Raw genomic sequence first — 26,480 nt, forward strand, 5'->3', positions numbered from 1 at the left:
GATGAATAATGAATCCCGTGTAGCTGTCTTGGTCGATTGCGACAACACGAACCCGGCTGCAGTTGAATTTGCATTACTCAATGTAGCCAAATTCGGCCGCGTCGTAGTGAAACGCGGCTACGGAAATCACGCGACCTTGGCCAACAAATGGCGAGAGACACTGGTATCGCTCGCGTTCACGCCCTGCCTGCAGTATCAGTATGCAGCAGGGAAGAACACCGCAGACATGGCATTAGCACTCGACGCGCTGGAAATCCTGTTTGACCAGCGCGCCGACTGCTTTTTCGTCGTCACCAGCGATTCCGATTTCGTTTATCTGTGCCGCAAGCTGCATGAGCGCGGCGCAACCGTCTATATCGTTGGCGAAGCGAAGACACCGGATGCGCTACGCAACGCGAGTGACCAATTCTTCGAATGGATACCTGTCCCCGTTGTGGCAGCTGCATGCAAGCCGCCCGCAAACGAACCTCAGGTGCGAACCAAGTCCGATACTCCCAAACCGCCGGCACCAAAGTTCAGACCGAGGTTCGTTGTCGATGCGGTGGCCCTGCTGACAAGCGACACCCCCGAAGGGAAGGTGTCGCTCGGTACCTTAGGCTTGTATCTAAGGCGAACTGATCCTGGTTTTTCGCCCAATAATTTCGGTCATACAGGGTTGCTCGATATGTTGAAGACCTATGACCTGCTTTACCTGAAGAAGGAAGAAGGAGGGCACTACACCGTTCGTTTGGCAAGCAATCCCTCCTCCGACGAGCAGGTGGTCAAGTAGATGCAGGCTTTCCAGTCGGTTTAGCGCCGGCGACTGCGGCATCCAGGCGCCGGAACAGCTCCCGGTGCAGCGCGAGCGTGTGTCGCGTCATGTGCCGGCGCGCGTGCTCGATTTCCTTGAGTTCGCGCTGCGCCACCGCCTCCTCGCGGTTGGCGATCGCCCACAGCGCCAGCTCGACGCGCGCCTCGATGCTGCCGAAACGCTCCACGACCGCGCTGAACCGGGCGCCGGCCTCGTCCTGCCAGCCCACGGCAGCGTAGGCGCGGCCCAGCACCAGGCCGGTTTCTTCGGGACGGTAGCCCGGCTGCTTTTCCTGCAGCGGCGCCAGCAGCGCGATCGCCGCTTCTGCCTGGCCGTTGGCCGCCCGCGCGCACGCCGCGCCCAGGATCACTTCAGCGTCTCCGGCAAACGGTCCCTGCAGACAGGCGTCGTACTGGGCCACGGCTTCGGCGGTTTGCCCGGCTTCAAGCAGGGCGGCAGCCAGGCGCATCTGGTTGTGCGCGGTCGGCGTCAAGTCGAAGGCGTCACGGGCTTCACGCACGTCGCGGCCGGGATCGAGCTTCTTCTGCAGTGCATGCCCGGCCATCCTGGCCTGGCGCTCGAGGCGCGAATGCGGCAGGAACACCGCGGCGAAATAGACGAAGCTGCCGAGCAGGGGGAAGGAAAAGAGGATCAGCAGCCAGTACATCTGTCGCCCGGTGCGCACGGCATGGACGGCGAAGAAGATGGCAACGATCAGGTGTAGTCCGAGTCCGAGGAAGGGCATGGGTGTAAGGGAAAGTGGTTTGTCGTAGCGGCGTCCCTGGCAAACGCTGCCGGAACGTAGCGGTCCAACGATATTCTTTCCTGTGGTGCAGATGTCTATCGGATTGTCACCGCGAAGCAATCAGGCCGGCATGTAAAATTTTTCAGAAATAGCTTGCAATTCAATAGCGCGCTATATAAACTGTTTTACATGGACAGCAAACATACCCCGGCAAGCCCGACACCCCTGCTCGATGAGCAGTTGTGCTTCTCGCTGTATTCGACTTCACTGGCGATGAGCAAGGTGTACCGCAAGCTGTTGAAGAAGATGGGCGTCACCTACTCGCAATACCTGGTGCTGATGGTCTTGTGGGAACAGGACGAGCAAACGGTATCGGGCATCGGCGAACGGCTGCAGCTCGACTCTGCCACCCTGACGCCGCTGCTCAAGCGCATGGAACAGGCAGACCTGGTCCAGCGCGTGCGTGCAACCGGCGATGAGCGCCAGGTGATCGTTTCCCTGACCGGGCATGGCAGTGAATTGCGCAAGGAAGCCGCGGCGTTTCAACCGCAGCTGCTGTGCGCCACCGGGTGCGCGCTGCCGGACGTCGTGGCGCTCAAGCAGCAGCTCGATGCACTGCGCGGCAACCTGGCAAAGAATTCGTAACACGGCAGTAAGAAGCATAGGACAGGCCGGGCCTCTTGTGTCCGGACTATCCGAACAAATAAGTAGTGCACGATCTAATCGCTAACAAACAATGAAAGGACTCACCATGAAAGCCATCACCAGCATCGCCCTCGCCCTGTCGATCACCGCCGCTGCCGCGGCGCCGGCACTGGCTGCTCCCGCGGCGAGCGTCAAGCCGACCGTCATCCTCGTGCACGGCGCCTTCGCCGACGCGACCAGCTGGAACGGCGTCGCCACCAGGCTGCGCGCCGATGGCTACACGGTGATCGGCGCAGCCAATCCGCTGCGCAGCGTGAAGGGCGATGCCGGCTCGGTGGCCAACATCGTCAAGAGCGTCAAAGGGCCGGTCGTGCTGGTGGGTCACTCCTACGGCGGCGCCGTCATCTCGGCGGCGGCAAACGGCCAGCCGAACGTGAAGAGCTTGGTGTACGTGGCCGCCTTTGCGCCGGAACAGGGCGAAACCGCGCTCGAACTGTCCGGACGCTTCCCGGGCGGCACCTTGGGCGGCGCACTGGCCGAGCCGGTCGCCCTGGCCGACGGCGGCAAGGACTTTTACATCCTGCAGGACAAGTTTCACCAACAGTTCGCAGCCGACCTGCCGAAGGCACAGGCCGAACTGATGGCAGTCGCGCAGCGCCCGATTGCCGAAGCGGCCCTGACCGAAGCGTCCGGCGTCCCGGCCTGGAAGAAGCTGCCGTCGTACTTCATCTACGGTACTGGCGATAAGAACATCCCGGCCGCGGCACTGGGCTTCATGGCCGAGCGCGCCAAGTCGGTCAAGACCGTCGCGTTGCCGGGAGCGTCCCACGTGGTGATGACGTCGCATCCCGTGGCCGTCGCCCGCCTGATCGAAGAAGCGGCCCAGGCCAAATAAGCAGCTCCAACCCCGTCATCCACCTGAAAAAGTAGTGCACGATCAAATAACAAGCAAAGGAAAATACCATGAGCACCGCTAAAACCCTCCTCGCCGCTGCCCTCCTGGCCGTTACCGCAAGCTACGCCAGCGCTGCCAGCCTGCCGGGTGTCGAACGCCAGACCGCCGGCTTCCTGCAGGCGATCGAAGGCGGCAAGCCCATCGAACAGATGAGTCCCCAGGAGGCGCGTGGCGTGCTGGTGGGAGCGCAGGCAGGCGCGACGGCGAAACTGGCCCCGGCCGAGGTGAGCGAAAAGACCGTCACCCTGGATGGCAAGCCGGTCAAGCTGACCATCGTGCGTCCTGCCGGCGCCAAGGGCACCCTGCCGGCCTTCATGTACTTCCACGGCGGCGGCTGGGTGCTGGGCGACTTTCCGACCCACGAGCGCCTGGTGCGCGACCTGGTGGCCGGGTCGGGTGCGGTGGCGGTGTTCGTCAACTACACGCCTTCGCCGGAAGCCGGGTATGGCGTGGCCATCCGCGAAGCCTATGCCGCAACCCGCTGGGTGGCCGAGCACGGCGCGCAGATCGGGGTGGACGGCAAGCGCCTCGCCGTGGCAGGCAATAGCGTGGGCGGCAACATGGCTGCCGTGGTCAGCCTGATGGCGAAAGAGCAGGGCGCTCCGGCCCTGCGTTCCCAGGTCCTGCTGTGGCCGGTCACCGATGCCAACTTCGATAACGCGTCGTACAAGCAGTTCGCGAACGGCCACTTCCTGACGCGCGACATGATGATCTGGTTCTGGGACAACTACACCCGCGATGCCGCCGCCCGCCGCGAGATCCATGCCTCGCCCCTGCAGGCTTCCACGTCGCAGCTGAAGGGCCTGCCGCCGGCGCTGATCCAGACCGCTGAGTTCGACGTGTTGCGGGACGAAGGCGAAGCCTATGCCCGCAAGCTCGATGCCGCCGGTGTCGAGGTCAAGTCGGTGCGCTACAACGGCATGATCCACGATTTCGGCCTGCTCAACGCTCTGAGCGAGGTTCCGGCCGTGCGCAGCGCCCTGCAGCAGGCGTCGCAGGAACTGAAGCAGCGCCTGCAATAAGCACAGGAAGGCCCCGCGCCACGCCGCAGACTGCCGGCGGGGCGCAGGCGCATGTGGCTACACCTTCAGGAATTCTTCCCGTCCGCCCAGCCAGCGCGTCAGGTGCGCATCCACGATCGCCATGTATTCCGGCCGATCGGCATTGTCCAGCAGGTACTGCGCCACATCGCGCGCCTTGTCCACGATCCACTGGTCGGCTTCCAGGTCGGCAAAGCGCAGCATCGCTTCGCCCGACTGGCGCGCTCCCAGGAATTCGCCGGGGCCGCGGATCTCCAGGTCGCGCCGTGCGATCTCGAAGCCATCGGTGGTTTCACGCATGGTCAGGAGGCGCTGCTTGGCCACCTGGCCCAGCGGGCTCTGATACAGAAGCAGGCACACGCTCGCGGCCGAGCCCCGGCCCACACGGCCGCGCAGCTGGTGCAGCTGCGACAGGCCGAAGCGCTCGGCATGCTCGATCACCATCAGCGAGGCATTCGGCACATCGACCCCGACCTCGATCACGGTGGTCGCCACCAGCACGTGGATCTCGCCGGCGATGAAGGCGTCCATGATGATCTGCTTTTCGGCCGGCTTCAGGCGGCCGTGCACCAGGCCCACCACCAGGTCCGGCAGGGCTTCGGCCAGGGTCTCGTAGGTTTCGGTGGCGGTCTGCAGCTGCAGCACCTCGGATTCCTCGATCAGCGGACAGACCCAGTACACCTGCCGGCCTTCCTGCGCGGCCGCATGCACCCGTTCGATGACCTCGTCGCGCCGGTTCTGGTCGATGGCGCGCGTGACGATCGGGCTGCGCCCCGGGGGCAGCTCGTCGATCACCGAGACCTCGAGGTCGGCGTAATAAGTCATGGCCAGCGTGCGCGGGATCGGCGTGGCCGACATCATCAGCTGGTGCGGCACCAGGCCGTCGCTGCCCTTGTTGCGTAGGGTGAGGCGCTGGCCTACGCCGAAGCGGTGCTGTTCGTCGACGATCACCAGGCCCAGGCGCGCGAACTGCACCGTGTCCTGGATCAGGGCGTGGGTGCCGATCACCAGGTTCGCCGCGCCGGATTCGATCAGCTCCTTGGCCGCGTCTTTTTCCTTCTTTTTCAGGCTGCCGGTCAGCCAGGCCACCTTGACGCCGAGCGGCTCCATCCAGGCCGCGATCTTGCGGAAATGCTGCTCGGCCAGGATTTCGGTGGGCGCCATCAGCGCCGCCTGGTAGCCGCTGTCGATCGCCTGGGCGGCGGCAAGCGCCGACACCACGGTCTTGCCGCTGCCGACGTCGCCCTGCAGCAGGCGCTGCATCGGGTAGCGTTCGCGCATGTCGGCGCCGATCTCCTTCACCACGCGCTGCTGGGCGCCGGTAAGCTGGAAGGGCAGGGCCGCCAGGAAGGCCTCGGACAGCGCACCGACCGCTGCCAGCTGCGGGGCGCCTTTCTCGCGCCGGGCGCGCTGCGCCCGCTTCAAGGAAAGCTGCTGCGCCAGCAGCTCGTCGAACTTCATGCGCGTCCAGGCCGGGTGGCTGCGCTCGGTGAGCGCGTATTCGTCCACGTCGGCCGGCGGGTAGTGCAGCAGGCGCACCGAGGGCTCGAAGTCCCACAGCTGCAGGCGACTCAGGAAAGCGTTGGGCAGGGTGTCGCGCCAGTCGACCCGCTTCATGGCGTCGGCGATGGCGCGCCGCATGAGGGTCTGCGACAGGCCTTCGCCGGCCGGATACACCGGAGTGAGCGAGGTGGGCAGGGGCGCCCCCTCGTTGATCACCTTATAGGCCGGGTGGACCATCTCGGCGCCGAAGAAGCCGTGTTTCAGCTCGCCGCGCGCGCGAAGTCGCACGCCTTCGGCCATCTGCTTGAGCTGGCTGCCGTAGAAATTCATGAAGCGCAGCTGCAGCTCGCCGGTCTCGTCGGCGATCTGCACCAGCAGCTGGCGCCGCGGCTTATGCGTGATTTCGTTCTTGACCACGACACCTTCGACCTGCCAGGTCTGCAGGCCGCGCATGCAGGCATCACGGATGGAGACGACCTTGGTCTCGTCCTCGTAGCGCATCGGCAGGTGCAGCACCAGGTCCATGTCGGTGCGCAGGCCCAGCCGGGCGAGCTTGGATTCTGTCGTTTTAGGGGCGGATGGGGTTTTGGTGGCGGGCATATTGCGAAATTTGTTGGGCGCCTCGAGAACCGTAGCGAGCATCGCAGGCCGCCAGTGCAACGCGCAGTAGGTTTTTCGAGGCGACCAAGGCTTTGCTGGCGTAAAATAGAGGGTTCGCCGCACGCACTGCAGCCCCTATTGTAAGGGTGACAGCACCCATTTTCCCAGAATTGACAAGAATGTACTCGCTTTCCGATTTCGATTTCGAACTGCCGCCAGAACGGATCGCGCAGCTTCCGCTGCCAGACCGCAGCGCCTCGCGCCTGCTGCAGCTCGACGGCGACCAGATCCTTGATCGCCATTTCGCCGACATCATCGACCAGCTCCAGCCGGGCGACCTGCTGGTGATGAACAATACGCGGGTGCTGAAGGCGCGCTTCTTCGGCGTCAAGGAAACCGGTGGCCAGGTCGAAGTGCTGGTCGAGCGCGTGCTGGACAGCCGCACGGTGCTGGCGCAGGTGCGCGCCTCGAAGTCGCCCAAGCCGGGCAACCGCATCCGACTGGCCGACGCGTTCGACGTGACGACCGGCGAGCGCGCCGGCGAGTTCTTCACGCTGCACTTTCCCGACGAGGGAGGGGACGTGTTCGAGCTGGTCGAGGCCCACGGCCGCCTGCCGCTGCCGCCCTACATCGAGCACAGCGCCGACGAATTCGACGAGCAGCGCTACCAGACCGTGTATTCGAAAGAACCGGGCGCGGTGGCCGCGCCGACCGCCGGCCTGCACTTCGACCAGCCGCTGCTGGACCGCCTGGCCGGGAAAGGGATCAAGCTCGCGTACGTGACCCTGCACGTGGGCGCCGGCACCTTCCAGCCGGTGCGGGTCGAGAACCTCACGGAGCACAAGATGCATACCGAGTGGTACACCATCCCGCAAGAGACGGTGATTGCGGTGCGCGCCGCCAAAGCCGCGGGCCGCGACGTGGTGGCGGTCGGCACCACATCGCTGCGCGCGCTGGAATCGGCCTCGCAAGCGGGCGAACTGGCGGCCGGCAGCGGCGACACCGCGCTGTTCATCACGCCGGGCTACACGTTCAAGACCGTCACCCGCCTGATCACCAATTTCCACCTGCCGAAGTCGACGCTCATGATGCTGGTGTCGGCCTTTGCCGGATATGAAGAGATTCGCAAGGCCTACCAGCATGCGATCGCCAACGAATACCGCTTCTTCAGCTATGGCGATGCCATGCTGCTGACGACCACTTCCCGTTAAGACCACGATGCTCGAATTTACCCTCCTTAAAAAAGACACCAGCGGCCTGTCGCACGCACGCCGGGGCCGCCTGAAACTCAACCACGGCACCATCGAAACCCCGATCTTCATGCCGGTCGGTACCTACGGCTCGGTCAAGGCAATGGACCCGATCGAGCTGAAGGAAGTCGGTTCGCAGATCATCCTGGGTAACACCTTCCACCTGTGGCTGCGCCCGGGCACGGCGGTGCTCGATAAATTCGGCGGCCTGCACAAGTTCATGGGCTGGGACGGTCCGATCCTGACGGACTCCGGCGGCTTCCAGGTGTTCTCGCTGGGCGCGATGCGCAAGATCACGGAAGAGGGCGTCAAGTTCGCCTCGCCGATCGACGGTTCGCGCCAGTTCCTGTCGCCCGAAGTGTCGATGCAGATCCAGCGTTCGCTGAACTCGGACATCGTGATGCAGTTCGACGAATGCACGCCGTATGAGATCGACGGCCGTCCGGCCACCAGCGAAGAGGCGGCCAAGTCGATGCGCATGTCGTTGCGCTGGGCCCAGCGTTCGATGAACGAATTCAATCGCGGCGAAAACCCGAACGCGCTGTTCGGCATCGTCCAGGGCGGCATGTACGAACACCTGCGCGACGAGTCGCTGGCGGGGCTGGAGGATATCAACTTCCCGGGCCTGGCCATCGGTGGCCTGTCGGTGGGCGAGCCGAAGGAAGACATGCAGCGCATCCTGGCCCACGTCGGCCCGCGCCTGCCGGAGAACAAGCCGCACTACCTGATGGGCGTGGGCACGCCGGAAGACCTGGTGGAAGGCGTGGCCAACGGCGTCGACATGTTCGACTGCGTGATGCCGACCCGGAATGCCCGCAATGGCTGGTTGTTCACGCGCTTCGGCGACGTCAAGATCAAGAACGCGCGCTACAAGGATGACATGGCGCCCCTGGACGAGAGCTGCGATTGCTATTGCTGCAAGAACTTCTCGCGGGCCTACCTGCATCACCTGCACCGCTCGAACGAGATCCTGGGCGCGCGGCTGAACACCATCCACAACCTGCACTTTTACCTGAAGATCATGCAGGAGATGCGCGATGCGATCGATGCGGACAAGTTCAATGAGTTCCGCATCCAGTTCCGGGCGGACCGGACGCGTGGGGTGTAAGCGATCGGCAGGCATTAAATTTCCTGCAACATCTTGCAATTTGGAATTGCAAGCCTACATACCTCCAGATTGTCTCCGGCATCATTGCCGGTGCTAGAATACACCGCTTATTTTTTAATCCTCACTGTACAACAACGGAGTCCTTGTGTTCATTTCTAACGCTTACGCGCAAACCACGGCCGCAGCTGATCCAGGCATCATGGGTAGCCTGACCACTTTCCTGCCGCTGATCCTGATGTTTGTGGTCATGTATTTCCTCATGATCCGTCCGCAGCAGAAGCGCCAGCGCGAGCTGAAAGCGATGATGGACGCACTGACCAAGGGCGACGAAGTGGCAACCGCCGGTGGCATCCTGGGTCGCGTGGTCAAGGTGGCCGACACCTATGTGACGATCGAGATCGCCACCGGTACCGAGATCGTGGTCCAGAAAAATGCAGTGGTGACGCTGCTGCCGAAGGGCACCATCAAGGCCCTGTAATTCCGTAAGCCAGTCAGCATCATCCGCGGCCCCGAAGTTCAACCAGGGGCCGCAGCGTGCACAACTTTGAACGCTGGAACACTATGAATCGCTATCCCGTCTGGAAATATCTACTGATCGCCGTCGCGCTGCTGCTGGGCGCGCTGTTCACGGCGCCGAACTACTTCGGCGAATCGCCGGCACTGCAGGTCACCACCGGCAAGACGACGGTGAACATCACCAGCGCCACCGTCGGCCTGGTCGAGGAAACGCTCAAGCGCAACGGTGTTCCAGCCACCAAGATTGGCCTGGAAGGGACCGGCAACAGCACCTCGGTGCGCGCCCGCTTCGCCAGCACCGACGCCCAGTTCAAGGCCAAGCTGGCCCTCGAACGCGACCTCAACCGCGACCGCGAGAACCCCGACTACATCGTCACCGTCAACCTGGCCAAGAACACTCCGGCCTGGATGGAATCGATCGGCGCCAAGCCCATGAACCTGGGCCTGGACCTGCGCGGCGGCGTCCACTTCCTGCTGCAGATCGACAGCAAGGCCGTGCTCGAGACCAAGGTCAAGGGCCTGCAGGCCAGCATCCGCAGCCAGCTGCGCGACCAGAACATCCGCCACGCCGGCATCGAGCGCATCGGCAACAGCATCGAAGTGCGTTTTCGCGACGCGGCCACCCGGACCGCCGCCCGTACCGAGCTGTCCAAGCAGGCCGACCTGGCCTTTGCCGACGCCGCCGACGGCACCGAGCTGAAACTGGTCGTTACCATGAAGCCGGACGCGCTCAAGCGCACCGTCGAAGAAGGCGTGAAGCAGAACATCGCCACCCTGTCCAAGCGGATCAACGAGCTGGGCACCAGCGAACCGCTGATCCAGCAACAGGGCGCCGACCGCATCATCGTCCAGCTGCCCGGCGTGCAGGACGTGGCGCGCGCCAAGGACATCATCGGCCGCACCGCGACCCTGGAACTGCGCATGGTCGATTCGACCGTGACCCCGGGTACCGAACAGACCGCCGCCATCCCGCTGAATTCGGAACTGTTCACCGAAGGCCGCGGCGCGCCGGTGGTGGTGTCGAAGGACATCATCCTGACCGGCGACTACATCTCGAGCGCCGTCGCCAGTTTTGATTCGAACCAGCAGCCGGCCGTCTCGATCGACCTGAACGGCGACGGCGGCCGCAGGATGCGCCTGGCCACCCGTGAAAACGTCGGCAAGCGCCTGGCGGTCCTGCTGAAGGAAAAAGGCGTGTACAGCGTGCCGACGGCCCCGACCATCAACCAGGAACTGGGTTCGACCTTCCAGATCACCGGCATCGGCAGCATCGAAGACGCCAACGAGCTGGCGCTGCTGCTGCGCTCGGGCGCGCTGTCGGCGCCGATGGAATTCATCGAAGAGCGCGTGATCGGCCCGCAGCTTGGCGCCGAGAACATCGACCGCGGCCTGAAGTCCACCATCTGGGGCTTCGTCGCGATCGCTGTCTTCATGATCGTCTACTACCACCTGGTGGGCTTCGTCAGTGCGCTGGCACTGGCCGCCAACGTGCTGTTCCTGCTGGCGCTGCTGTCCATGATGCAGATTACCCTGACCCTGCCGGGTATCGCGGCAATCGCGCTCACGCTCGGTATGGCGATCGATGCCAACGTCCTGATCAACGAGCGCATCCGCGAGGAGCTGCGCGCGGGCGCCGCGCCGCAGGTGGCGATCAACGCCGGCTTCAAGCACGCCTGGGACACGATCTTCGACTCCAACGTCACCGCCCTGATCGTCGGCCTGGCGCTGCTGATCTTCGGTTCGGGCCCGGTGCGCGGCTTCGCGGTGGTGCACTGCCTGGGCATCATGACCTCGATGTTCTCGGCCGTGTTCGTGGCCCGTGGCCTCATCAACCTCTGGTATGGCCGCAAGAAGAAACTGACCCACATCTCGATCGGCACGGTCTGGAAAGAAGGCTTCACGCCTAACAAGCAAAACGCGACTCAGGAATAACCATGGAACTTTTCAAGATCAAACGGGATATCCCGTTCATGCGTCATGCCGTGATCCTCAATGTGATCTCGGCGGTGACCTTCCTGGCGGCCGTGTTCTTCCTGGTGACCAAGAACCTGAATTACTCGGTGGAGTTCACCGGCGGCACCGTGATGGAGTTGAGCTATCCGCACGCGGCCGACCAGGAAAAAATCCGCGGCACGCTGCGCGGCATCGGTTATGAAGCGCCGGAAGTGACCAGCTTCGGCAACGCCCAGACCGTCCTGCTGCGCCTGCCGATCATCGAAGGCCAGGCCGCCGCCGGCGCCTCGACCAAGGTGTTCAATGCCGTCTGCACCTCGGAGCAAGGCACCCCTAAAGTCGCCCAGGTCACGACCGACAAGGGCGAGACCGTCAACCGCACCAGCTGCGTAAGCGCAAGCGGCCAGGAGCTGGCGAGCCTGCAGCGCGTCGAGTTCGTCGGCCCGGCGGTCGGCGAAGAGCTGGCCCAGAACGGCCTGAACGCGCTGCTGATGGTGATCATCGGCGTGATCATCTACCTGTCGGTCCGCTTCGAGTGGAAGTTCGCGGTCTCGGCGATCATCGCCAACCTGCACGACGTGGTCATCATCCTGGGCTTCTTCGCCTTCTTCCAGTGGGAATTCTCGCTCACGGTGCTGGCGGCGATCCTGGCGGTGCTGGGCTACTCGGTGAACGAATCGGTCGTCATTTTCGACCGGATCCGCGAGATGTTCCGCAAGCACCGCAAGATGACCGTACCGGAAGTGATGGACCACGCGATCACCAGCACCATCTCGCGTACCATCATCACCCACGGTTCGACCCAGATCATGGTGCTGTCGATGCTGCTGTTCGGCGGCCACGCGCTGCACTACTTCGCGCTGGCGCTGACCATCGGCATCTGCTTCGGCATTTACTCGTCGGTGTTCGTCGCCGCGGCGCTGGCCATGTGGCTGGGCGTGAAGCGCGAAGACCTGATCAAGCCGGTCAAGGAGAAAGACGAGACCGACGGCGCCGTCGTCTGACGTTATTTCGCTCCAGAAACGCCGCCCCAGCTCTGCTGCGGCGGCGTTTTTACTGTCCAGATCAAACCCGTGCACGCAAATTTCAATTTGCGTGTGGTAACGCACAGAGCCGTATTTTGGCGTTCCCTATAGTGGACCTGTCTCTTTCAGGACATCCCTAGTTTTGGACTTCACCCGCTCCCCAACCGGAGCGGGTTTTTTTTTTGCGCTTACAGGTACCTGGCCCACAATGCGTTGGTGAAGCGGCCTGCCGGGTCGACCCTGCGCTTGAGCGCGCGCAATTCCTGCGCTTCGGGATAGGCGCGCGCGAACTGGTCCTGCGTGGCGTGCAGCTGGTAAGGCAGGTAGTAGCGTCCGCCGAAGCCGAGCGCGGTCTCGATCATCGCGCGTGTCCACTCGCCCGCCTTGCGCCTGGCCGCGGCGTGGGTGCGCTGCTTGTAATACACTACGAAGGAAAACACCTCTTCCTTGGCCCAGGGCAGCAGGGCGGTGGTATCCGCGGGCGAATGCCGCACCGAGACATTCAACACCTCGGCATCGTGTTTGCGGATGGTCGCCGCCATGGCGCGGGTCCAGGCGGCAAAATGGCGCACCGGGATGAAGTATTCCTGCAGCACATAGGTCGAGACCCGGCGCGTACGCGGTTCCAGCTCCGCGACGTCGAGGCTGGCTTCATGGTTGCGCCACTTCACGGCCGGGCGGGCCATCAGCAGCGGGTGGATGAGTTTGCTGCGCAGCAGATCGCCGCGCGGCAGCTCGGTCATGGCGAACAGCAGGTTCTGCTCCAGGCCGTAGGATTGGCCGCGCGGCACCAGCCTGGCCGGTTCGGTCAGGGCCTTGGCGCTGGTGCGCCACGAGACCGCGACCGGCGCGTCGAACATCGGCGGCAGCAGGTCGGCGTTATGAAAGATGCAGCCGCCGGCCGCATGCATGCGCCCGAACCAGGCCGGATAGTCGTCCAGCGCCACCGCCTCCACGCTGCGTTCGATGCGGGTGTTCTGTGCCAGATCAAGCTCGACCTCGGTGATGACGCCCACCGCCCCGTAGCCGCCCGCCGCGGCGCGGAACAGGTCGGCGTGCCGGCTGCGCGTCGCTTCCACTACCGTGCCGTCCGCCAGCACCAGTTGCAGGGCGCGCACCGAATTCACCAGCGGCCCGTTGCCGACGTAGCGGCCATGGGCATTGACCGACACGGCGCCGCCGACCGTGAAGTTGGCAAAACTCTGCATCGTGTGCACGGCCAGGCCGAGCGGGTCGAGGGCATCCTGCAGGTCGCGCCAGCGCATCCCGGCCTGGACCCGGGCCACGCTTGCCCGCGCATCGAGACGGATGAGCCGGGTCATGCCGCGCATGTCGAGGTGCAGCCCGCCTTGAATCGCGACCTGGCCGCCCATGCTGTAGCGGCCGCCACCCACGGCGATCTTCCCGGGCCAGTCACGCACCGCCTGCGCGACCTCCTGCGTGGTGCTGGGGGCGGCCACGCGCGCCACCTCGACCGGATACAGGCCGGTGATGTTGGGAATGGCGATCCCGGGCGCGGCCAGGGCATGGGGCGGCGACAGGGACAGCAGGCCCGCCCCGGCCATGGCCTGGACGAGGAAGCGGCGGCGTGATGGATGCATGAGGTCCACAAGTAAAGGTAACGGAAGGGTGAAGTTTCCGATAACGATACTTCTCTGGCAAACAGTCTTGCGCCGGTAGCATTGCGCGATACCGGAGGTATTGCCTGGATATGCGCCGGCCCGCCTGGCGCAAACCTTGTTGCGGGAAAGCCGACAAAGTTGCCACTAAGTGAATCAGCGCACCGAACCGATGGGAATGAAGCCCTAAAGTGGAACCGTCTCTTTCAGGACATCCCTAGTTTTGGACTTCACCCGCTCCCCAACCGGAGCGGGTTTTTTTTTGCTGCTGCCGCCGCGAGGCCACGACGAGAGTGACGCGCTGTGTGAACCAGCGTACGGAAGCGGCCTCGTGCGGAGCTTATAGTGGAACTGTCTCTTTCAGGACATCCCTAGTTTTGGACTTTGCCCGCTCCACCCGAGCGGGCATTTTTTTTCTGCGCGACAGGGCCAGGCCGGCCAGGGTCGCGCCGAACAGGGCGATCGATGCCGGCTCCGGCACGGTGAACTCATCCATGGCCCATTGGGTACCGCTGCTGTTGTAGATGACCAGCGTATCGATGCCGGACCAGCCCAGGCCGATCCACAGCGGCGTGCTCGTATCCAGCACAAACGACGTGGCAGTGGAATACAGCAACTGCCCGCCGCGGTAGCCCTCGAAGGCGAGTTCCTGCTCGATCCAGGCCGAAGTGAAAAATGCGCCGACGAAGTCGAAGCCGTCCGCCCTGGAGATGGCCGCGATGCCGCCGTCGCGGTTGAAGGCGGTGTTGGCCAAGGAAACCGCTCCCGCGGCATAGCCGCTGCCGGGGTAGGCGCCGGCGCCGATCGCGCCCAGGTTGTCCCAGTCGAAGCCCTGGTAGCCATTGGCGATCGCCACGGTTTCGTCGCCGGGCAGGTCGTCGAAGCCGATGACGCCGGCCGAGGCGCTGGCCGATGCCAGCAGACAGAGGGAAAAGAGGGAAAAAAGGATGTTCTTCATGATCGTTCCTCGTTGAATGCTTGATCAGCGCGCCAGGGCGCTCACGTCGGCGTCGCCCAGCGCGCTGCCGTAGATGCGCAGTTCGTCCATTGATCCCCTATAGGGCGTATCCCACCAGTTCACGCCCAGTGCGAACACGCCGGCCGTATTGGTGAACACGTTGGGGAAGTTGGCGCCGCTGAAGCGCTTCACGCCGTCCACATAGACGTTGACGGCCCCGTTGCGGACGGTGAAGGCCAGGTGCGACCAGCGGCCGGCCGGGATGTTCATGCCCAGCCCGGCGTCGTACCAGGCCGTTCCCGACCACAGCATCGATGCGCCGTTGACGAAGCCGTGCCCCATCGGCAGCAGGCTGATCCAGGATTCAGGCGTGCGCGCACCAAAGAAGGTGGTCGAGAATGCCGTCAGCTGCGCCGGCTTGAGCCAGAGCGACACCGTGTAGTTATTGGACGAGATCAGGCCGTTCGGCAGGCGGATGCCGCTGGCGCCGTTGAAGACGGCGGCATTGCCGCGCACGCCCGCCTCGAAGCCGATGCTGCCCCCTGCGCTGTCGATCCGGCTGCCGACGACGCTGCCCGGCGCCGAGCCGCCGCTGCTGTCGAGCAGGTTGCCGTCGAAGGCGTAATGCGCCAGCAGGCCGCCGGCCTTGCGTACCGTGACAGTGAACGTCTTGATCGCGCTGGCCGTGCCCTTGCCGATGCGCGCGCTGAGGGTCAAGCTGACGTCGTTGGCGGCCGGGGTGACCACGCCGGTATGGCTGACGACTGCGGGGTTGGACGAGGTCCAGGTGATCGTCGTGCCGCGGGTGGCCGAGGTCGGCAGGGCCAGGTTGGCGCTGACAGCCGAGGTGTTGCCCAGGCTGAGCTCCGCATGCACGGCGGCGACCACCTGGGCATCGGTGCGCGGGATCAGGCGGCTGCCGAATACCGCTACCCCTTCGCGCGACAGGGCCGACAGGGTCATGACGTAGCTTCTCGAGGTCTCGTTCCACTGGTTCAGGAACCTGCCCTTGTAGGGCGAGGGGGCCCCGGCCAGGTGCAGCTCGACGCCGTTGGCGCCGGCCAGCTGCCAGGTGCCCGTCACCGCACCCGTGATCCTGCCGTCGCCGGCCAGCGTGATCGACTGCGATTTCTTGATCGCGGCGGAGATGTCCTTGCCATGGTTGACGAACAGGTAGTCGCCGACCACGAATTCGCGACGCACGGCCGCGGCCTTCTCCCTGGCGTAGCGGTAAGGCGCGACGACCGGCCAGCCGTCGGCATTCATGAGCATCTGGTGGACCCGGATCTCGTGCTGTTCGCCGCGTTCGGGGAAGCGGGCGTGGAAGACCAGGAAATGCTGGCCGGTCGCGGCATCGTAATACGCCGAGTTATGGCCTGGCGACACGTAACCGGTACCGATGCCGGCGCCCGGCTCGCCAAGCTTGCGCTCGAACAGGAAGTTCCCCATCAGCTTGACGCCATGGGGCGCGATCGAGGCGTCGTCGAACAGCGGCCTGGCGGGATCCGAGCGGACCTCGGCCATGTCCTTCCCTTGGGCGTCCAGGTAGGGACCGTCGGGCCTGAGCGAGCGCGCCACGCGCATGTTGTAGCCGCCGTTCGCATCCAGGCCGCCGAAGGAGGTGAACATGTAGTAGTAGGACGTCTCCGGGCTGTACATCACGAAAGCCCCTTCGATGCGGCTGTGGTTGCCGCCCATCAGGCGCTTGCCGTAGCCCTGGCCGGGCAGCGGCATGCCATTGCTGGGGTTCATCTGCATGATGAAGATGCCGCCCGAATACGACCCGTAGATCATCCACAGGCGTCCCGCATTATCGGAAAACACATGGGGATCGACCGCGTTCGGATGCTTCAGGGCGTCGTAGACCGTGCCGTCATGGCTGGCCTGGCCCCACATGCCGGAACGCAGGAAGATGCCTTTGTCGACATATGGGCCCTCGATGCGGTCGGCAACGGCGATGCCCAGCGCGGAACGGGGCGAATCGCCCTTGCAGGCGTTGTAGTACATGTAGAACTTGCCGTCCGCCAGCTGCCTGACGTCCGCCGCCCACAGGGTATTCGACTGCGCCCAGCTGAAGGTCTCGCTCAGCTCCGTCAGGACGTTGGCCGCGCCGTTCAGGAACAGCGGATTGTTGGCGCTGACGCCGTCGCTCACCTGTTGCCAGTTCATCAGGTCGGTGCTCTTGGCGGCGGCGAGGTGCGAGCCGAACACGTAGAAGGTATCGCCGGATTTCACGATCGAGGGATCGTGGACGGACGCGTTCTTGAAGCTGATCGGGGTGAATCCGGCCTGGGCCGCGGCATTCGGGGCAAGCAGGGACGAGGCCAATAACGCCCCCATCCCCCACAGCGTAAGGGTGTTCTTCATTGCATGTCTCCGTGATCGTTTTTATCGTCGGAAGGGCGGGTGCCCTATCTACGGTGCATACAAAGAGTGAAGAAATTTGGGTTGTGTGACCAATCAAATTAATCCGCGGGGCGATACCGGTATCGGTATCGGCCGGCGTCATGCCCTGGTCAGAGCAGGGCGGCAGTGAGGCTTTTGACTTCGTCGGCCGATTCGGCCAGCACCTGCGCCAGGGTGCCTTCGCCGACCGTGAAATCGATGGTGGCGGCCGAGTCGAGCGTGGTGGCGCCGGGGCGTTCGTGCAGCGGGGAGGGGAAGGGCGCCAGGTCCTTGGCCAGCAACAGGGTGTCGCCGAGGGTTTCCGGTGGCAGGGCGCGCATGCCGTTCCACAGCGCCTCGATGGCGCCCATCACGGGCACCGGCACGCCGAGCTTGAGCAGCACGCCGCGGCCGATCGCCACTTCGCCATGCTCGATCCAGTCGTCGGCGCTGCAGCTGGCGCCCACGGCGCCATCGGCCGCATCGTCGAGCAGGCCCGGGAATTCTTCGGCGCGCGAGAGCAGGTAGAAGCCGCCGACTTCGTGCACGATACCGGCGAACATCGCGGTTTCCGGATCGACGAAGGAGACGCGGCGCGCGATCACTTGCGCCAGCGCGGCCACGTGGGCCGAGTGGATCCACAGGGCGTCGGCCTTGGCGCGCAGGTCGGGGGCGACGATTTCGCTCGCCAGCTGGCGCACGATGACCGACGCCGCCAGCGCCCCGAGGGTACGGAAGCCGACGCGCTGCACGGCTGCGCGGACATTGGTGACGTCGTGGCCGGCGCGGTTGTAGGCCACCGAATTGGCGATCGCCACGGTGCGCGCGGCGAGCAAGGGTTCGGCCTGGACCAGGCGCGCCGCCATCTCGGTATGGCAGTCGGGTTCGTTCAGGGCGCGCTGCAGCCTGAGCGTCGCGTCGACGTTCGTAGGAAAGCTGAGTTCGCCACGGCTGGCCTGGGCGGCGATGCTCTTGAGAGCGGAGAGTCGGTCCATCGAAAAATTATACTCCGATCGCCTGCTCCCGCTCAAAAAGATTGCCTTAAAGTATTAATTTAACGCTTGAGCTACATCAAGGTTCGCCAAAGATGGCGTCGCAGCCTTCCTTTTGTTCTTCATTGTCCTGCAGCTCGTCCACCAGGCCGAGATCCAGCAGCTCTTCGCTTGCGTTCATGAAGCTGTTGAGCTTGGTGGCGCCGATCAGGCGGTAGATCTCGCCGGCTTCGTTGCGCACGCCGATCAGCATCGCTTCCTGCTTGACTTCGTCCAGCGGCGCGACGTCGAGCAGGATGTTGCCGATGATGTGCTTGTCGAAATGGGCAGGCTTTTTGCCTTCGATCAGGGATGTTTTCAAGGCAATTCCTTTGTTTGTGTTGAGTGGGGAGGAACGCCGCCGGCGGCGATCTGGTCGCGCAGCCTGCGCAGCACGCTTTCGAGGGCGTCGAAGTCGGCGTTGGCGTAGCTGGCGAACAGCTGCCTGCCGTGCGCCACGACCTTGGGGAACACGTCGCGGAATACCGCTTCGCCCGCGGGCGTGAGGCGCACGAAGAAGGAGCGCTTGTCGTCGCTGCTGCGTTCGCGCACTACCAGGCCTTTCTGTTCCAGCCGTTCGATCACGCCGGTGAGCGTGCCCTTGGTGATCAGGGTGCGCTCGCCGAGCTCCTTGTAGCTCATGCCGGGCGTGTTGCCCAGCGTGGCGATGATATCGAACTGCGCGTGCGTCAACCCGTGCTGGCGCACCGATTCGCCGGAAAAACGCTCGAAGCCTTGCATGCACTCGGCCAGCAGCCGGACACTCTTTAAATATCGTTCCCCCATGGGGGAGGATTATAGCTGGCCGGGCCAGGATTGTTCGTTGCTCAAGTATCTCCGGTATCATTACGCCCGATGCGTACCGCCACGGACGATGTCCACTTCTCTTCCATGACACTGCCAGTTCGTCCCGATGCAGCCTGCTGACCTGTCCGCCCTGGCGCAGGAGCGTCCGTTGCGCGTGCTGCTGGTAAACGCGGGCGAGCCGGACATGCTGACCTGGTCCGGCCTGGTCCAACCGCTGCGCCTGGCGGCCAAGCTGCTGGGGCCCGAACTGCTGCACGTCGACGTCCGCAGTCCCGACAAGTTCAGCGCCGACGCCGGGCGCCTGTGGCACCTGGTGCTGCTGGTGGCCGACGAGGCCGAGGCGGCCCTGAAACCCGCCAACTGCCGCGCCCTGGTCGAGCGCTGCCGCGCCGCGCCGTTCTGGGGCGGCGTCGGCGCCGGCGTGCTGTGGCTGGCCGATGCCGGCGCGCTGCACGGCGTGCGCACCGCGCTGCCATGGGCGCTGTACCCGGACACCAATGCGCTGGCCGAGCAGGCCCTGTTCACCCCCAACCTCTTCGAATTCGACCGCAACCGCCTGACCTGCTGCGGCGGCGCGGCCAGCATCGATTTCGCCCTGACCCTGGTCGAGATGCTGTTCGGCGCGACGGTGCAGGCGCAAGTGAAGGAAATCCTGTGCGTCGACCGGGTGCGCGGCAAGGACGAGCGCCAGCGGGTGGCGCTTCAGGCGCGCTTCGGCACCCTGCAGCCGAAGCTGACCGAGGCGGTGGCCCTGATGGAAGCCAACATCGAAGAGCCGCTTTCCACCGACGACATCGCCCAGCTGTCGGGCATTTCGCGGCGCCAGCTGGAGCGCCTGTTCAAGCAGTACCTCGGCAGCCTGCCGTCGCGCTATTACCTGGAGCTGCGCCTGCAGCGGGCGCGCAAGCTGCTGATCGAAACCAACTACTCGATCGTGCAGGTGGGGCTGATGTGCGGCTTCTCGTCCGGCTCGCATTTTTCCACTGCGTTCGGGGCCCTGTTTGGAAATACTCCCAGGGAAGAACGGCAGCGCAAGCTGGGGCAGTAGTGTGTACTTGTCACTTCCATAATATTTCTCTGGCCAAAAACGAAAATCCCTGTCGCACTTCTGCAAGAACTTGTCGAGGTGGCTTTCTATAATGGATCGAACCTGCGCGGCACCTGGTCCGCGTACAACCGTCATTGAAGAGGAAGAAGCCATGAACGCAAACCTTGACTCCGGTGTCACCACGCGGCCTGTCACCCGGCAGACCTTCGACGAAGTCCTCGTCCCCACCTATGCCCCGGCCGCGATGGTGCCGGTGCGCGCGGCGGGCCTGGATGTGTGGGACCAGGAAGGCAAGCGTTACCTCGACTTCACCTCGGGCATCGCGGTCTCGAGCCTGGGCCACTGCAACCCGGCCCTGGTCGCGGCAGTGACGGAGCAGATCAACACCCTCTGGCACCTGGGTAACGGCTACACCAACGAACCGGTGCTGCGCCTGGGCCGCGCCCTGACCGAAGCCACCTTCGCCGACCGCGCCTTCTTCTGCAACTCGGGCGCCGAAGCCAACGAAGCGGCCCTGAAGCTGGCCCGCAAGTATGCGCACACCAAGTTCGGCCCGCACAAGTCGCGCATCGTGTCCTGCCTGTCGTCCTTCCACGGCCGTACCCTGTTCACCGTCTCGGTCGGCGGCCAGCCGAAGTACACCGAAGGCTTCGAGCCGCTGCCGCAGGAAATCAACCACATCCCGTACAACGACATCGAGGCCGCGCGCGCCGCGATCACCGACGATGTCGCTGCCGTGATCGTCGAACCGATCCAGGGCGAAGGCGGCGTGATCCCGGGCGACCACGCCTACCTGAAAGCGCTGCGCGAGTTCTGCGACCAGACCGGCGCACTGCTGGTGTTCGACGAAGTGCAGTCGGGCGTGGGCCGCACTGGCGCCTTCTTTGCCTACATGGATACCGGCGTCACTCCGGACATCCTGACCTCGGCCAAGGCCCTGGGCAACGGCTACCCGATCGGCGCCATGATCACCACCGAAGAAATCGGCATGCATCTCAACGTCGGCTCGCATGGCACCACCTACGGCGGCAACCCGCTGGCCGGCACCGTCGGCCTGAAGGTGGTCGAGACCATCAACACCCCGAGCTTCCTGGCGCGCGTGCGCGAAGCCAGCGCCAGGATCTTCGCCAACCTCGAGAAGCTCGCCGGCGAGTACCCTCAGGTGTTCGGCAAGCCGCGCGGCCTGGGCCTGCTGATCGGCCTGCCGATGGCCGGCGAGTACAAGGGCCGCTCCAAGGACTACACCAAGATCTGCGAAAAGATGGGCCTGATGCTCCTGATCGCCGGTCCGGACGTGGTGCGCCTGGCCCCGGCCCTGGTGGTGTCGGACGAACAGATCGCGGAAGCGGACCGCATCATGCGCGAAGCCGTCAAGGCTTTCATCGCAGGCTGATCCAGCATCTGCATCCGGCCGGCGCACTGTCCAGCTGCGCCGGCTTCGCTGTTGAGTAGACCTCTTCCAGGAGTTCGCATGTTTGTAGTCCGACCGGTTGAACGCGCGGATATCGGCGCCCTCGAGGCGCTGGGCGCGGTGACGATCCCCGGCGTGCACACGCTGCCGCGCACGCGCGAAGCCATCGTCGCGGCGGTCGAGCGCTCCATCGCCTCGTTTGCCGCCCACGTCGATATCCCGAGCGAGGAGTCGTACCAGTTCGTGCTGGAAGACCTGCGCACCCGCGAAGTGGTCGGCACCTCGTCGATCCATGCATCGGCCGGTTCGAACGGCACCTATTTCGCGTTCCGCAACGACGTGATCCAGCAGGTCTCGCGCGACCTGAACATCAGCCACAGCGTGCATGCACTCACCCTGTGCTCGGAACTGACGGCCTACTCGCACCTGTCGGGCTTTTATGTCCGCAACCGCGAGGGCGCCGGTCTTGAGGCCGCGCTGCTGTCGCGCGCACGCCTGCTGTACGCCGTGCTGGCGCCGCACCGCTTCGGCGACCGCTTCTTCGTGCCGCTGGCCGGCGTCACCGATCCGGATGGCCAGTCGCCGTTCTGGAATGCGCTGGGCCGCAAGTTCTTCAAGATGGACTTCCTCGACGCCGAGCGCGTCATCGACGGCGCGCGCAACCGCACCCTGATCGTCGAGCTGATGCCGCACTACCCGGTCTACGTGCCGCTGCTGCCGGGCGACGCCCAGGCCGCGCTGGGCCAGATCCACCCGAGCGGCCAGTTGGCCTTCCAGCTGCTCACGCAAGAGGGCTTCGAGGCCGACGAATACATCGACATCTTCGACGGCGGCCCGATCCTGCAGGCGCATCGCAATGCCCTGCGTTCCTTCTGCGCCTCGCAGGTGCGCCAGGTCGAGAACGCCGGGCGCGCCGCGGGCACGGCCAATGGGCAGGATGAACTGGTCACGTATGCGGTGGCCAGCAGCGAACAACACTTCCGCGCGGTCATCGCCGCCTGCCCGCCAGCCGATTCAGCGCAGGTGATCTGCCTGCCGCGCGAGGCCCAGCAGGCGCTGGGCGTCTCGGCCGGTGACAGCGTCACTTGTGTACGCATCTGAAAGAGGACCCGATGCTCGTAATCCGTGCAGTGAAAACCGACGACCTGGACGCCCTGATCGAGATGGCGCGCCAGGCCGGCAGCGGCATGACCACGCTCAAGCCCGACCGCAAGATGCTGGGCGACCGGGTCGCGACCGCGGTGGCCTCGTTCAACCAGAGCATCCCGCCCGAGCAGCGCGACTACATGTTCGTGCTCGAACACACCGCGCAGGGTGAAGAACCCGCGAGCATCGCCGGCGTGTGCGCGATCAAGGGCGCGGTCGGCCTCACCGAGCCGTTCTACAACTACCGCATCGGCACCCTGGTGCACTGCAGCCGCGAACTGAACGTGTTCACGCGCATGGAAACCCTGTACCTGTCGAACGACCTCACCGGCTCGTCCGAATTGTGCTCGCTGTTCCTGCTGCCGCAGTTCCGCGCAGGTTTCAACGGCAAGTGGCTGTCGAAAAGCCGCTTCCTGTTCATCGCCCAGTTCCAGCAGCTGTTCACCGAGAAGATCATCGCCGAGATGCGCGGATTCCAGGACGAGAATGGCGTCTCGCCCTTCTACGAAGGCCTGGGCCGCCATTTCTTCAAGATGGACTTCGACCACGTCGACGGCCTCACTGCAATCGGCAAGAAGTCCTTCATCGCCGAACTGATGCCGCGCCAGCCGCTCTACGTCGATTACCTGCCGCAGTCGGCGCGCGAAGTCATCGGCAAGGTCCACACCTCGACCCAGCCGGCGCGCAAGCTGCTGGAAAACGAAGGCATGCACTACGAAGGCTATGTCGACATCTTCGATGCCGGCCCGGTGCTGCAGGGCCGCGTGTCCGAGCTGCGCGCGGTGCGCGACAGCGTGCTGGCCGTCGCCGCGGAAGGTCAGAACGAAGGCGAGACTGATCACCTGCTGGTGTCGAACACGAAGCTCACCGATTTCCGCATGATCCTGACCCGCGCCGTTCCCGGCGCCACCCGCGTCGCGCTGTCGGCCCAGGAGCTGTCGCAGCTGCACGTGCAGGCCGGCGACGAAGTGCGCACGCTGCCCCTCAATCCAAGGAAGAACGCGAATGCCTGAACTCTCGAATTACATTGGCGGCGAATGGCTCGCCGGCAGCGGCCCGGAGCTGGCCACTATCGATCCCTCGACCGGCAAGCAGACCTGGACCAGCAACGCATCCACGGAAGAAGACGTGGCGCGCGCGGCCGCAGCGGCGCGCGACAGCTTCGAATCCTGGGCGCTCACGCCGCTGGAGGAACGCATCGCCGTCTGCACCCGTTTCCGCGACCTGCTCAAGGAGCACGCCGAGGAACTGGCGTTGATCATCGCCGAGGAAGTCGGCAAGCCGCTGTGGGAAGCACGCACGGAAGTAACGACCATGGCCGCCAAGGTCGACATCTCGGTCCAGTCCCATGGCGCGCGCACCGGCGAGACGCTGGCGAAAGTCGCGGACGGCAATGCGGTGCTGCGCCACCGTCCGCACGGCGTGTTTGCCGTCTTCGGCCCCTACAACTTCCCGGGCCACCTGCCGAACGGCCACATCGTGCCGGCCCTGATCGCCGGGAACACCGTGGTGTTCAAGCCGAGCGAGTACGCGCCGCGCACCGCGGTGAAAACCGTGCAGCTGTGGGAACAGGCCGGCCTGCCCAAGGGTGTGCTGAACCTGGTGAACGGCGGCCGCGACACCGGCGTGGCGCTCGGCCAGCAGCCCGACATCGACGGCATCCTGTTCACCGGCAGCAGCCAGACCGGCATGGCCCTGCACAAGCAGTTCGGCGGCAAGCCGGGCAAGATGCTGGCGCTGGAAATGGGCGGCAACAATCCGCTGGTGGTGTGGGACATCCCTCAAGATTCGAAGCTGCTGGACGCCGCCGTGCACCACGCCGTGATGTCGGCCTTCATCTCGGCCGGCCAGCGCTGCACCTGCGCGCGCCGCCTGATTATTCAAGACACGCCGGCGGGACAGGCATTTCTTGACCGTTTGCTAAAAATCGCATCGACCCTGCAGCCGGGCCCGTCGAAGGCCGATCCGCAGCCCTTCATGGGCCCCGTGGTCTCGAGCGCGGTCGCCGCCCGCCTGGTGCAGGCCCAGGCCGACATGGCCGCGAAAGGCGGCACCGTGCTGCTGCAGATGACGCAGCTTGATCCGAACGCCGGGTTTGTTACCGCCGGCATCGTCGACACCACCGGCGCGCAGGGCATCCCGGACGAAGAGTGGTTCGGCCCGCTGCTGCAGGTGATCCGCGTGAAAGACTTCGACGAGGCCCTGCGCGTGGCCAACGCCACCGAATACGGCCTGGCCGCGGCGCTGCTGTCGCCGTCCGAGGCGCTGTGGAAGCGCTTCTCGGTGCGCGCCCGTGCCGGCATCGTCAACTGGAACCGCCCGACCACCGGCGCGGCCAGCTCGGCCCCGTTCGGCGGCGTCGGCAAGTCGGGCAACCACCGCCCGAGCGCCTACTACGCCGCCGATTACTGCGCCTACCCGGTCGCCTCGATCGAGACGGCGGAACTCGAACTGCCGGCCAAGCTGTCGCCCGGCCTGACCTTCTGAGACCTATGCTTACTGCGCGCGAATACAACTTCGACGGCCTGGTTGGACCGTCCCACAACTACGCCGGCCTCTCGTTCGGCAACGTCGCCTCGTTCAGCAATGTGCGCAGCGCCTCGAACCCGCGCCAGGCCGCCCTGCAGGGCCTGGCCAAGATGCGCGAACTGGCGGCACGCGGCTTCGCGCAGGCGGTGATGCCGCCGCAGGCGCGCCCGAATTTCCGCCTGCTGCGCCGCATCGGCTTCTCCGGCACCGACGCCGACGTGCTGGCGCGGGCCTGGCGCGACGCGCCGGTGATCCTGGCCTGCGCCTACTCGGCGGCGCCGATGTGGACCGCCAACGCCGCCACCGTCAGTCCGTCGGCCGATACGCTCGACGGCCGCGTGCACTTCACGCCGGCCAATCTGAACAACAAGCTGCACCGCTCGGAAGAGCACCTGCAGGCCACGCGCACCCTGCGCGCGATCTTCAAGGACTCGAGCCGCTTCGTGGTGCATGACGCGCTGCCGCCGGTGCCTGCTTTTGGGGACGAGGGCGCCGCCAACCACACCCGCTTCGCCGCCGCGCATGGCGCGGCCGGCGTGGAATTCTTCGTGTACGGCCGTGCCGAGTTCGACCCTTCGGCGCCGGCCCCGAAAAAGTACCCGGCGCGCCAGACCCTGGAAGCCTCGCAGGCGGTCGCGCGCCTGCACGGCCTGGACCCGGCGCGAACCGTGTTCGCCTCGCAGAACCCGGACGTGATCGACCAGGGCGTGTTCCACAACGACGTGATCGCGGTCGGCAACGGCAACGTGCTGTTCTATCACGACCAGGCCTTCGTCGACGAAGCGGGCACCCTGGACGCGCTGCGCCGCGCATTGGGGGCGGTCGACACCGACCTGGTGCCGGTGCGCGTCGCGAGCAGCCAGGTGCCGGTGGCCGACGCCGTGGCCAGCTACCTGTTCAACAGCCAGCTGCTCACCAAACCGGACGGCCGCATGGCGCTGGTGGTGCCGCACGAATGCCGCGAGAACCCGGCGGTCTCGCGCTACCTGGCCGCCATGGTCGCGAGCGGCGGCCCGATCGGCGAGCTGCTGGAATTCGACCTGCGCCAGAGCATGCGCAACGGCGGCGGACCGGCCTGCCTGCGCCTGCGCGTGGCCCTCACCGACGACGAAGCGCAGGCCATGCATGGTGGCGTGATCATGACCGAGACGCTGCATGCGCTGCTGGCCTCGTGGGTGGAAAAGCATTATCGCGACCGTGTCGAGCCGAAAGACCTGGCCGACCCGCAGCTGGCCATCGAATGCGCCACGGCGCTCGAGGAACTGGAACGCATCCTCGGCCTGCCGGGACTGTACGACCTGTCGTAAGAACCCGCGGCCATGTTTTAATAACGGATTCGGACGGGACACCCCCGCCCATATAAAGCCGGGGCGGCGCGAAGCCACAAGCAAGAGCGCGCCCGGGCACACAAACTTT

Annotated in this window: 23 protein-coding genes; 15 read left to right on the top strand and 8 right to left on the bottom strand. The window is 65.0% G+C overall.

Features of this window, described 5'->3' with window-relative positions; translation table 11 throughout:
* The first annotated feature begins 1 nt into the window (after position 1).
* Positions 2-769, top strand: a complete 768-nt coding sequence (locus AC56LU_RS03575) for an NYN domain-containing protein (RefSeq protein ID WP_497174232.1) — start codon at positions 2-4, stop codon at positions 767-769.
* Here the strand turns inward: AC56LU_RS03575 and AC56LU_RS03580 are convergent.
* Positions 762-1,535, bottom strand: a complete 774-nt coding sequence (locus AC56LU_RS03580) for a hypothetical protein (protein ID WP_497174233.1) — start codon at positions 1,533-1,535, stop codon at positions 762-764. The two genes, AC56LU_RS03575 and AC56LU_RS03580, sit on opposite strands and share 8 nt — an antisense overlap.
* 189 nt (positions 1,536-1,724) lie before the next feature.
* Here AC56LU_RS03580 and AC56LU_RS03585 point away from each other — a divergent pair, with 189 nt between their 5' ends.
* The 3 genes from AC56LU_RS03585 (at position 1,725) to AC56LU_RS03595 (ending at position 4,157) form a co-directional block, all read left to right on the top strand.
* Positions 1,725-2,180, top strand: coding sequence for a MarR family winged helix-turn-helix transcriptional regulator (locus AC56LU_RS03585; protein WP_497174234.1), 456 nt, complete (start codon positions 1,725-1,727; stop codon positions 2,178-2,180).
* Positions 2,181-2,286: 106 nt separating this feature from the next.
* Positions 2,287-3,075 carry an alpha/beta fold hydrolase gene (locus AC56LU_RS03590; protein WP_497174235.1) on the top strand — a complete coding sequence of 263 codons (789 nt, stop codon included), beginning with the start codon at positions 2,287-2,289 and terminating at the stop codon, positions 3,073-3,075.
* A gap of 68 nt (positions 3,076-3,143) precedes the next feature.
* On the top strand, positions 3,144-4,157 hold the full coding sequence (locus tag AC56LU_RS03595) for an alpha/beta hydrolase (protein WP_497174236.1): 1,014 nt from the start codon (positions 3,144-3,146) through the stop codon (positions 4,155-4,157).
* 57 nt (positions 4,158-4,214) lie between these two features.
* Here AC56LU_RS03595 and recG read toward each other — a convergent pair whose 3' ends face one another.
* A complete protein-coding gene (recG, locus tag AC56LU_RS03600; protein ID WP_497174237.1) occupies positions 4,215-6,278 on the bottom strand; it encodes an ATP-dependent DNA helicase RecG in 2,064 nt (687 codons plus the stop codon).
* Positions 6,279-6,457: 179 nt separating this feature from the next.
* Here recG and queA point away from each other — a divergent pair, with 179 nt between their 5' ends.
* The 5 genes from queA to secF all read left to right on the top strand — a co-directional run bounded on the left by queA (position 6,458) and on the right by secF (position 12,109).
* Positions 6,458-7,489: a tRNA preQ1(34) S-adenosylmethionine ribosyltransferase-isomerase QueA gene (gene queA, locus AC56LU_RS03605; protein WP_497174238.1), complete on the top strand. Its 1,032-nt coding sequence runs from the start codon at positions 6,458-6,460 to the stop codon at positions 7,487-7,489.
* Between the two features lie 7 nt (positions 7,490-7,496).
* Positions 7,497-8,636, top strand: coding sequence for a tRNA guanosine(34) transglycosylase Tgt (gene tgt / locus AC56LU_RS03610; protein WP_497174239.1), 1,140 nt, complete (start codon positions 7,497-7,499; stop codon positions 8,634-8,636).
* A gap of 145 nt (positions 8,637-8,781) precedes the next feature.
* Positions 8,782-9,114 carry a preprotein translocase subunit YajC gene (gene yajC / locus AC56LU_RS03615; RefSeq protein WP_497174240.1) on the top strand — a complete coding sequence of 111 codons (333 nt, stop codon included), beginning with the start codon at positions 8,782-8,784 and terminating at the stop codon, positions 9,112-9,114.
* Between the two features lie 83 nt (positions 9,115-9,197).
* The gene (gene secD, locus AC56LU_RS03620; RefSeq protein ID WP_497174241.1) at positions 9,198-11,084 is read left to right on the top strand and encodes a protein translocase subunit SecD; all 1,887 of its coding nucleotides are present in this window, start codon (positions 9,198-9,200) and stop codon (positions 11,082-11,084) included.
* 2 nt (positions 11,085-11,086) lie between these two features.
* Positions 11,087-12,109: a protein translocase subunit SecF gene (secF, locus tag AC56LU_RS03625; protein WP_497174242.1), complete on the top strand. Its 1,023-nt coding sequence runs from the start codon at positions 11,087-11,089 to the stop codon at positions 12,107-12,109.
* Positions 12,110-12,318: 209 nt separating this feature from the next.
* On the opposite strand, the gene AC56LU_RS03630 is transcribed toward secF, so the two are convergent.
* The 6 genes from AC56LU_RS03630 to AC56LU_RS03655 all read right to left on the bottom strand — a co-directional run bounded on the left by AC56LU_RS03630 (position 12,319) and on the right by AC56LU_RS03655 (position 18,864).
* Positions 12,319-13,731, bottom strand: a complete 1,413-nt coding sequence (locus AC56LU_RS03630) for an FAD-binding oxidoreductase (protein ID WP_497174243.1) — start codon at positions 13,729-13,731, stop codon at positions 12,319-12,321.
* Between the two features lie 358 nt (positions 13,732-14,089).
* A complete protein-coding gene (locus tag AC56LU_RS03635; RefSeq protein WP_497174244.1) occupies positions 14,090-14,707 on the bottom strand; it encodes a PEP-CTERM sorting domain-containing protein in 618 nt (205 codons plus the stop codon).
* A gap of 24 nt (positions 14,708-14,731) precedes the next feature.
* Complete coding sequence (locus tag AC56LU_RS03640) at positions 14,732-17,074, bottom strand: family 43 glycosylhydrolase (protein ID WP_497174245.1); 2,343 nt, start codon at positions 17,072-17,074, stop codon at positions 14,732-14,734.
* Positions 17,075-17,223: 149 nt separating this feature from the next.
* A complete protein-coding gene (locus AC56LU_RS03645) occupies positions 17,224-18,087 on the bottom strand; it encodes an HDOD domain-containing protein (protein ID WP_497174246.1) in 864 nt (287 codons plus the stop codon).
* Positions 18,088-18,163: 76 nt separating this feature from the next.
* Positions 18,164-18,445: a hypothetical protein gene (locus AC56LU_RS03650; protein ID WP_497174247.1), complete on the bottom strand. Its 282-nt coding sequence runs from the start codon at positions 18,443-18,445 to the stop codon at positions 18,164-18,166.
* Positions 18,442-18,864 carry a MarR family winged helix-turn-helix transcriptional regulator gene (locus AC56LU_RS03655; protein WP_497174248.1) on the bottom strand — a complete coding sequence of 141 codons (423 nt, stop codon included), beginning with the start codon at positions 18,862-18,864 and terminating at the stop codon, positions 18,442-18,444. The genes AC56LU_RS03650 and AC56LU_RS03655 overlap by 4 nt, the downstream gene beginning before the upstream one ends.
* Positions 18,865-19,036: 172 nt before the next feature.
* On the opposite strand from AC56LU_RS03655, the gene AC56LU_RS03660 reads away from it, so the two are divergent.
* From AC56LU_RS03660 to astB, 6 genes are all read left to right on the top strand, one after another.
* Positions 19,037-19,978, top strand: coding sequence for a GlxA family transcriptional regulator (locus tag AC56LU_RS03660; protein WP_497174249.1), 942 nt, complete (start codon positions 19,037-19,039; stop codon positions 19,976-19,978).
* A 151-nt stretch (positions 19,979-20,129) separates the two neighbouring features.
* Entirely contained in the window at positions 20,130-21,371 is a 1,242-nt protein-coding gene (locus tag AC56LU_RS03665) for an acetylornithine/succinyldiaminopimelate transaminase (RefSeq protein ID WP_497174250.1), read from the top strand.
* A gap of 78 nt (positions 21,372-21,449) precedes the next feature.
* Entirely contained in the window at positions 21,450-22,490 is a 1,041-nt protein-coding gene (locus tag AC56LU_RS03670) for an arginine N-succinyltransferase (protein WP_497174251.1), read from the top strand.
* Positions 22,491-22,501: 11 nt separating this feature from the next.
* A complete protein-coding gene (astA, locus tag AC56LU_RS03675) occupies positions 22,502-23,548 on the top strand; it encodes an arginine N-succinyltransferase (protein ID WP_497174252.1) in 1,047 nt (348 codons plus the stop codon).
* Complete coding sequence (gene astD / locus AC56LU_RS03680) at positions 23,541-25,022, top strand: succinylglutamate-semialdehyde dehydrogenase (RefSeq protein ID WP_497174253.1); 1,482 nt, start codon at positions 23,541-23,543, stop codon at positions 25,020-25,022. Before astA ends, astD begins: the two co-directional genes overlap by 8 nt.
* Positions 25,023-25,027: 5 nt before the next feature.
* Positions 25,028-26,371 (top strand): N-succinylarginine dihydrolase, encoded by a 1,344-nt coding sequence (gene astB / locus AC56LU_RS03685; protein ID WP_497174254.1) that lies wholly within the window; start codon positions 25,028-25,030, stop codon positions 26,369-26,371.
* Positions 26,372-26,480 lie beyond the last annotated feature (109 nt).

The organism is Telluria sp. PB2R4 (assembly GCF_059685695.1).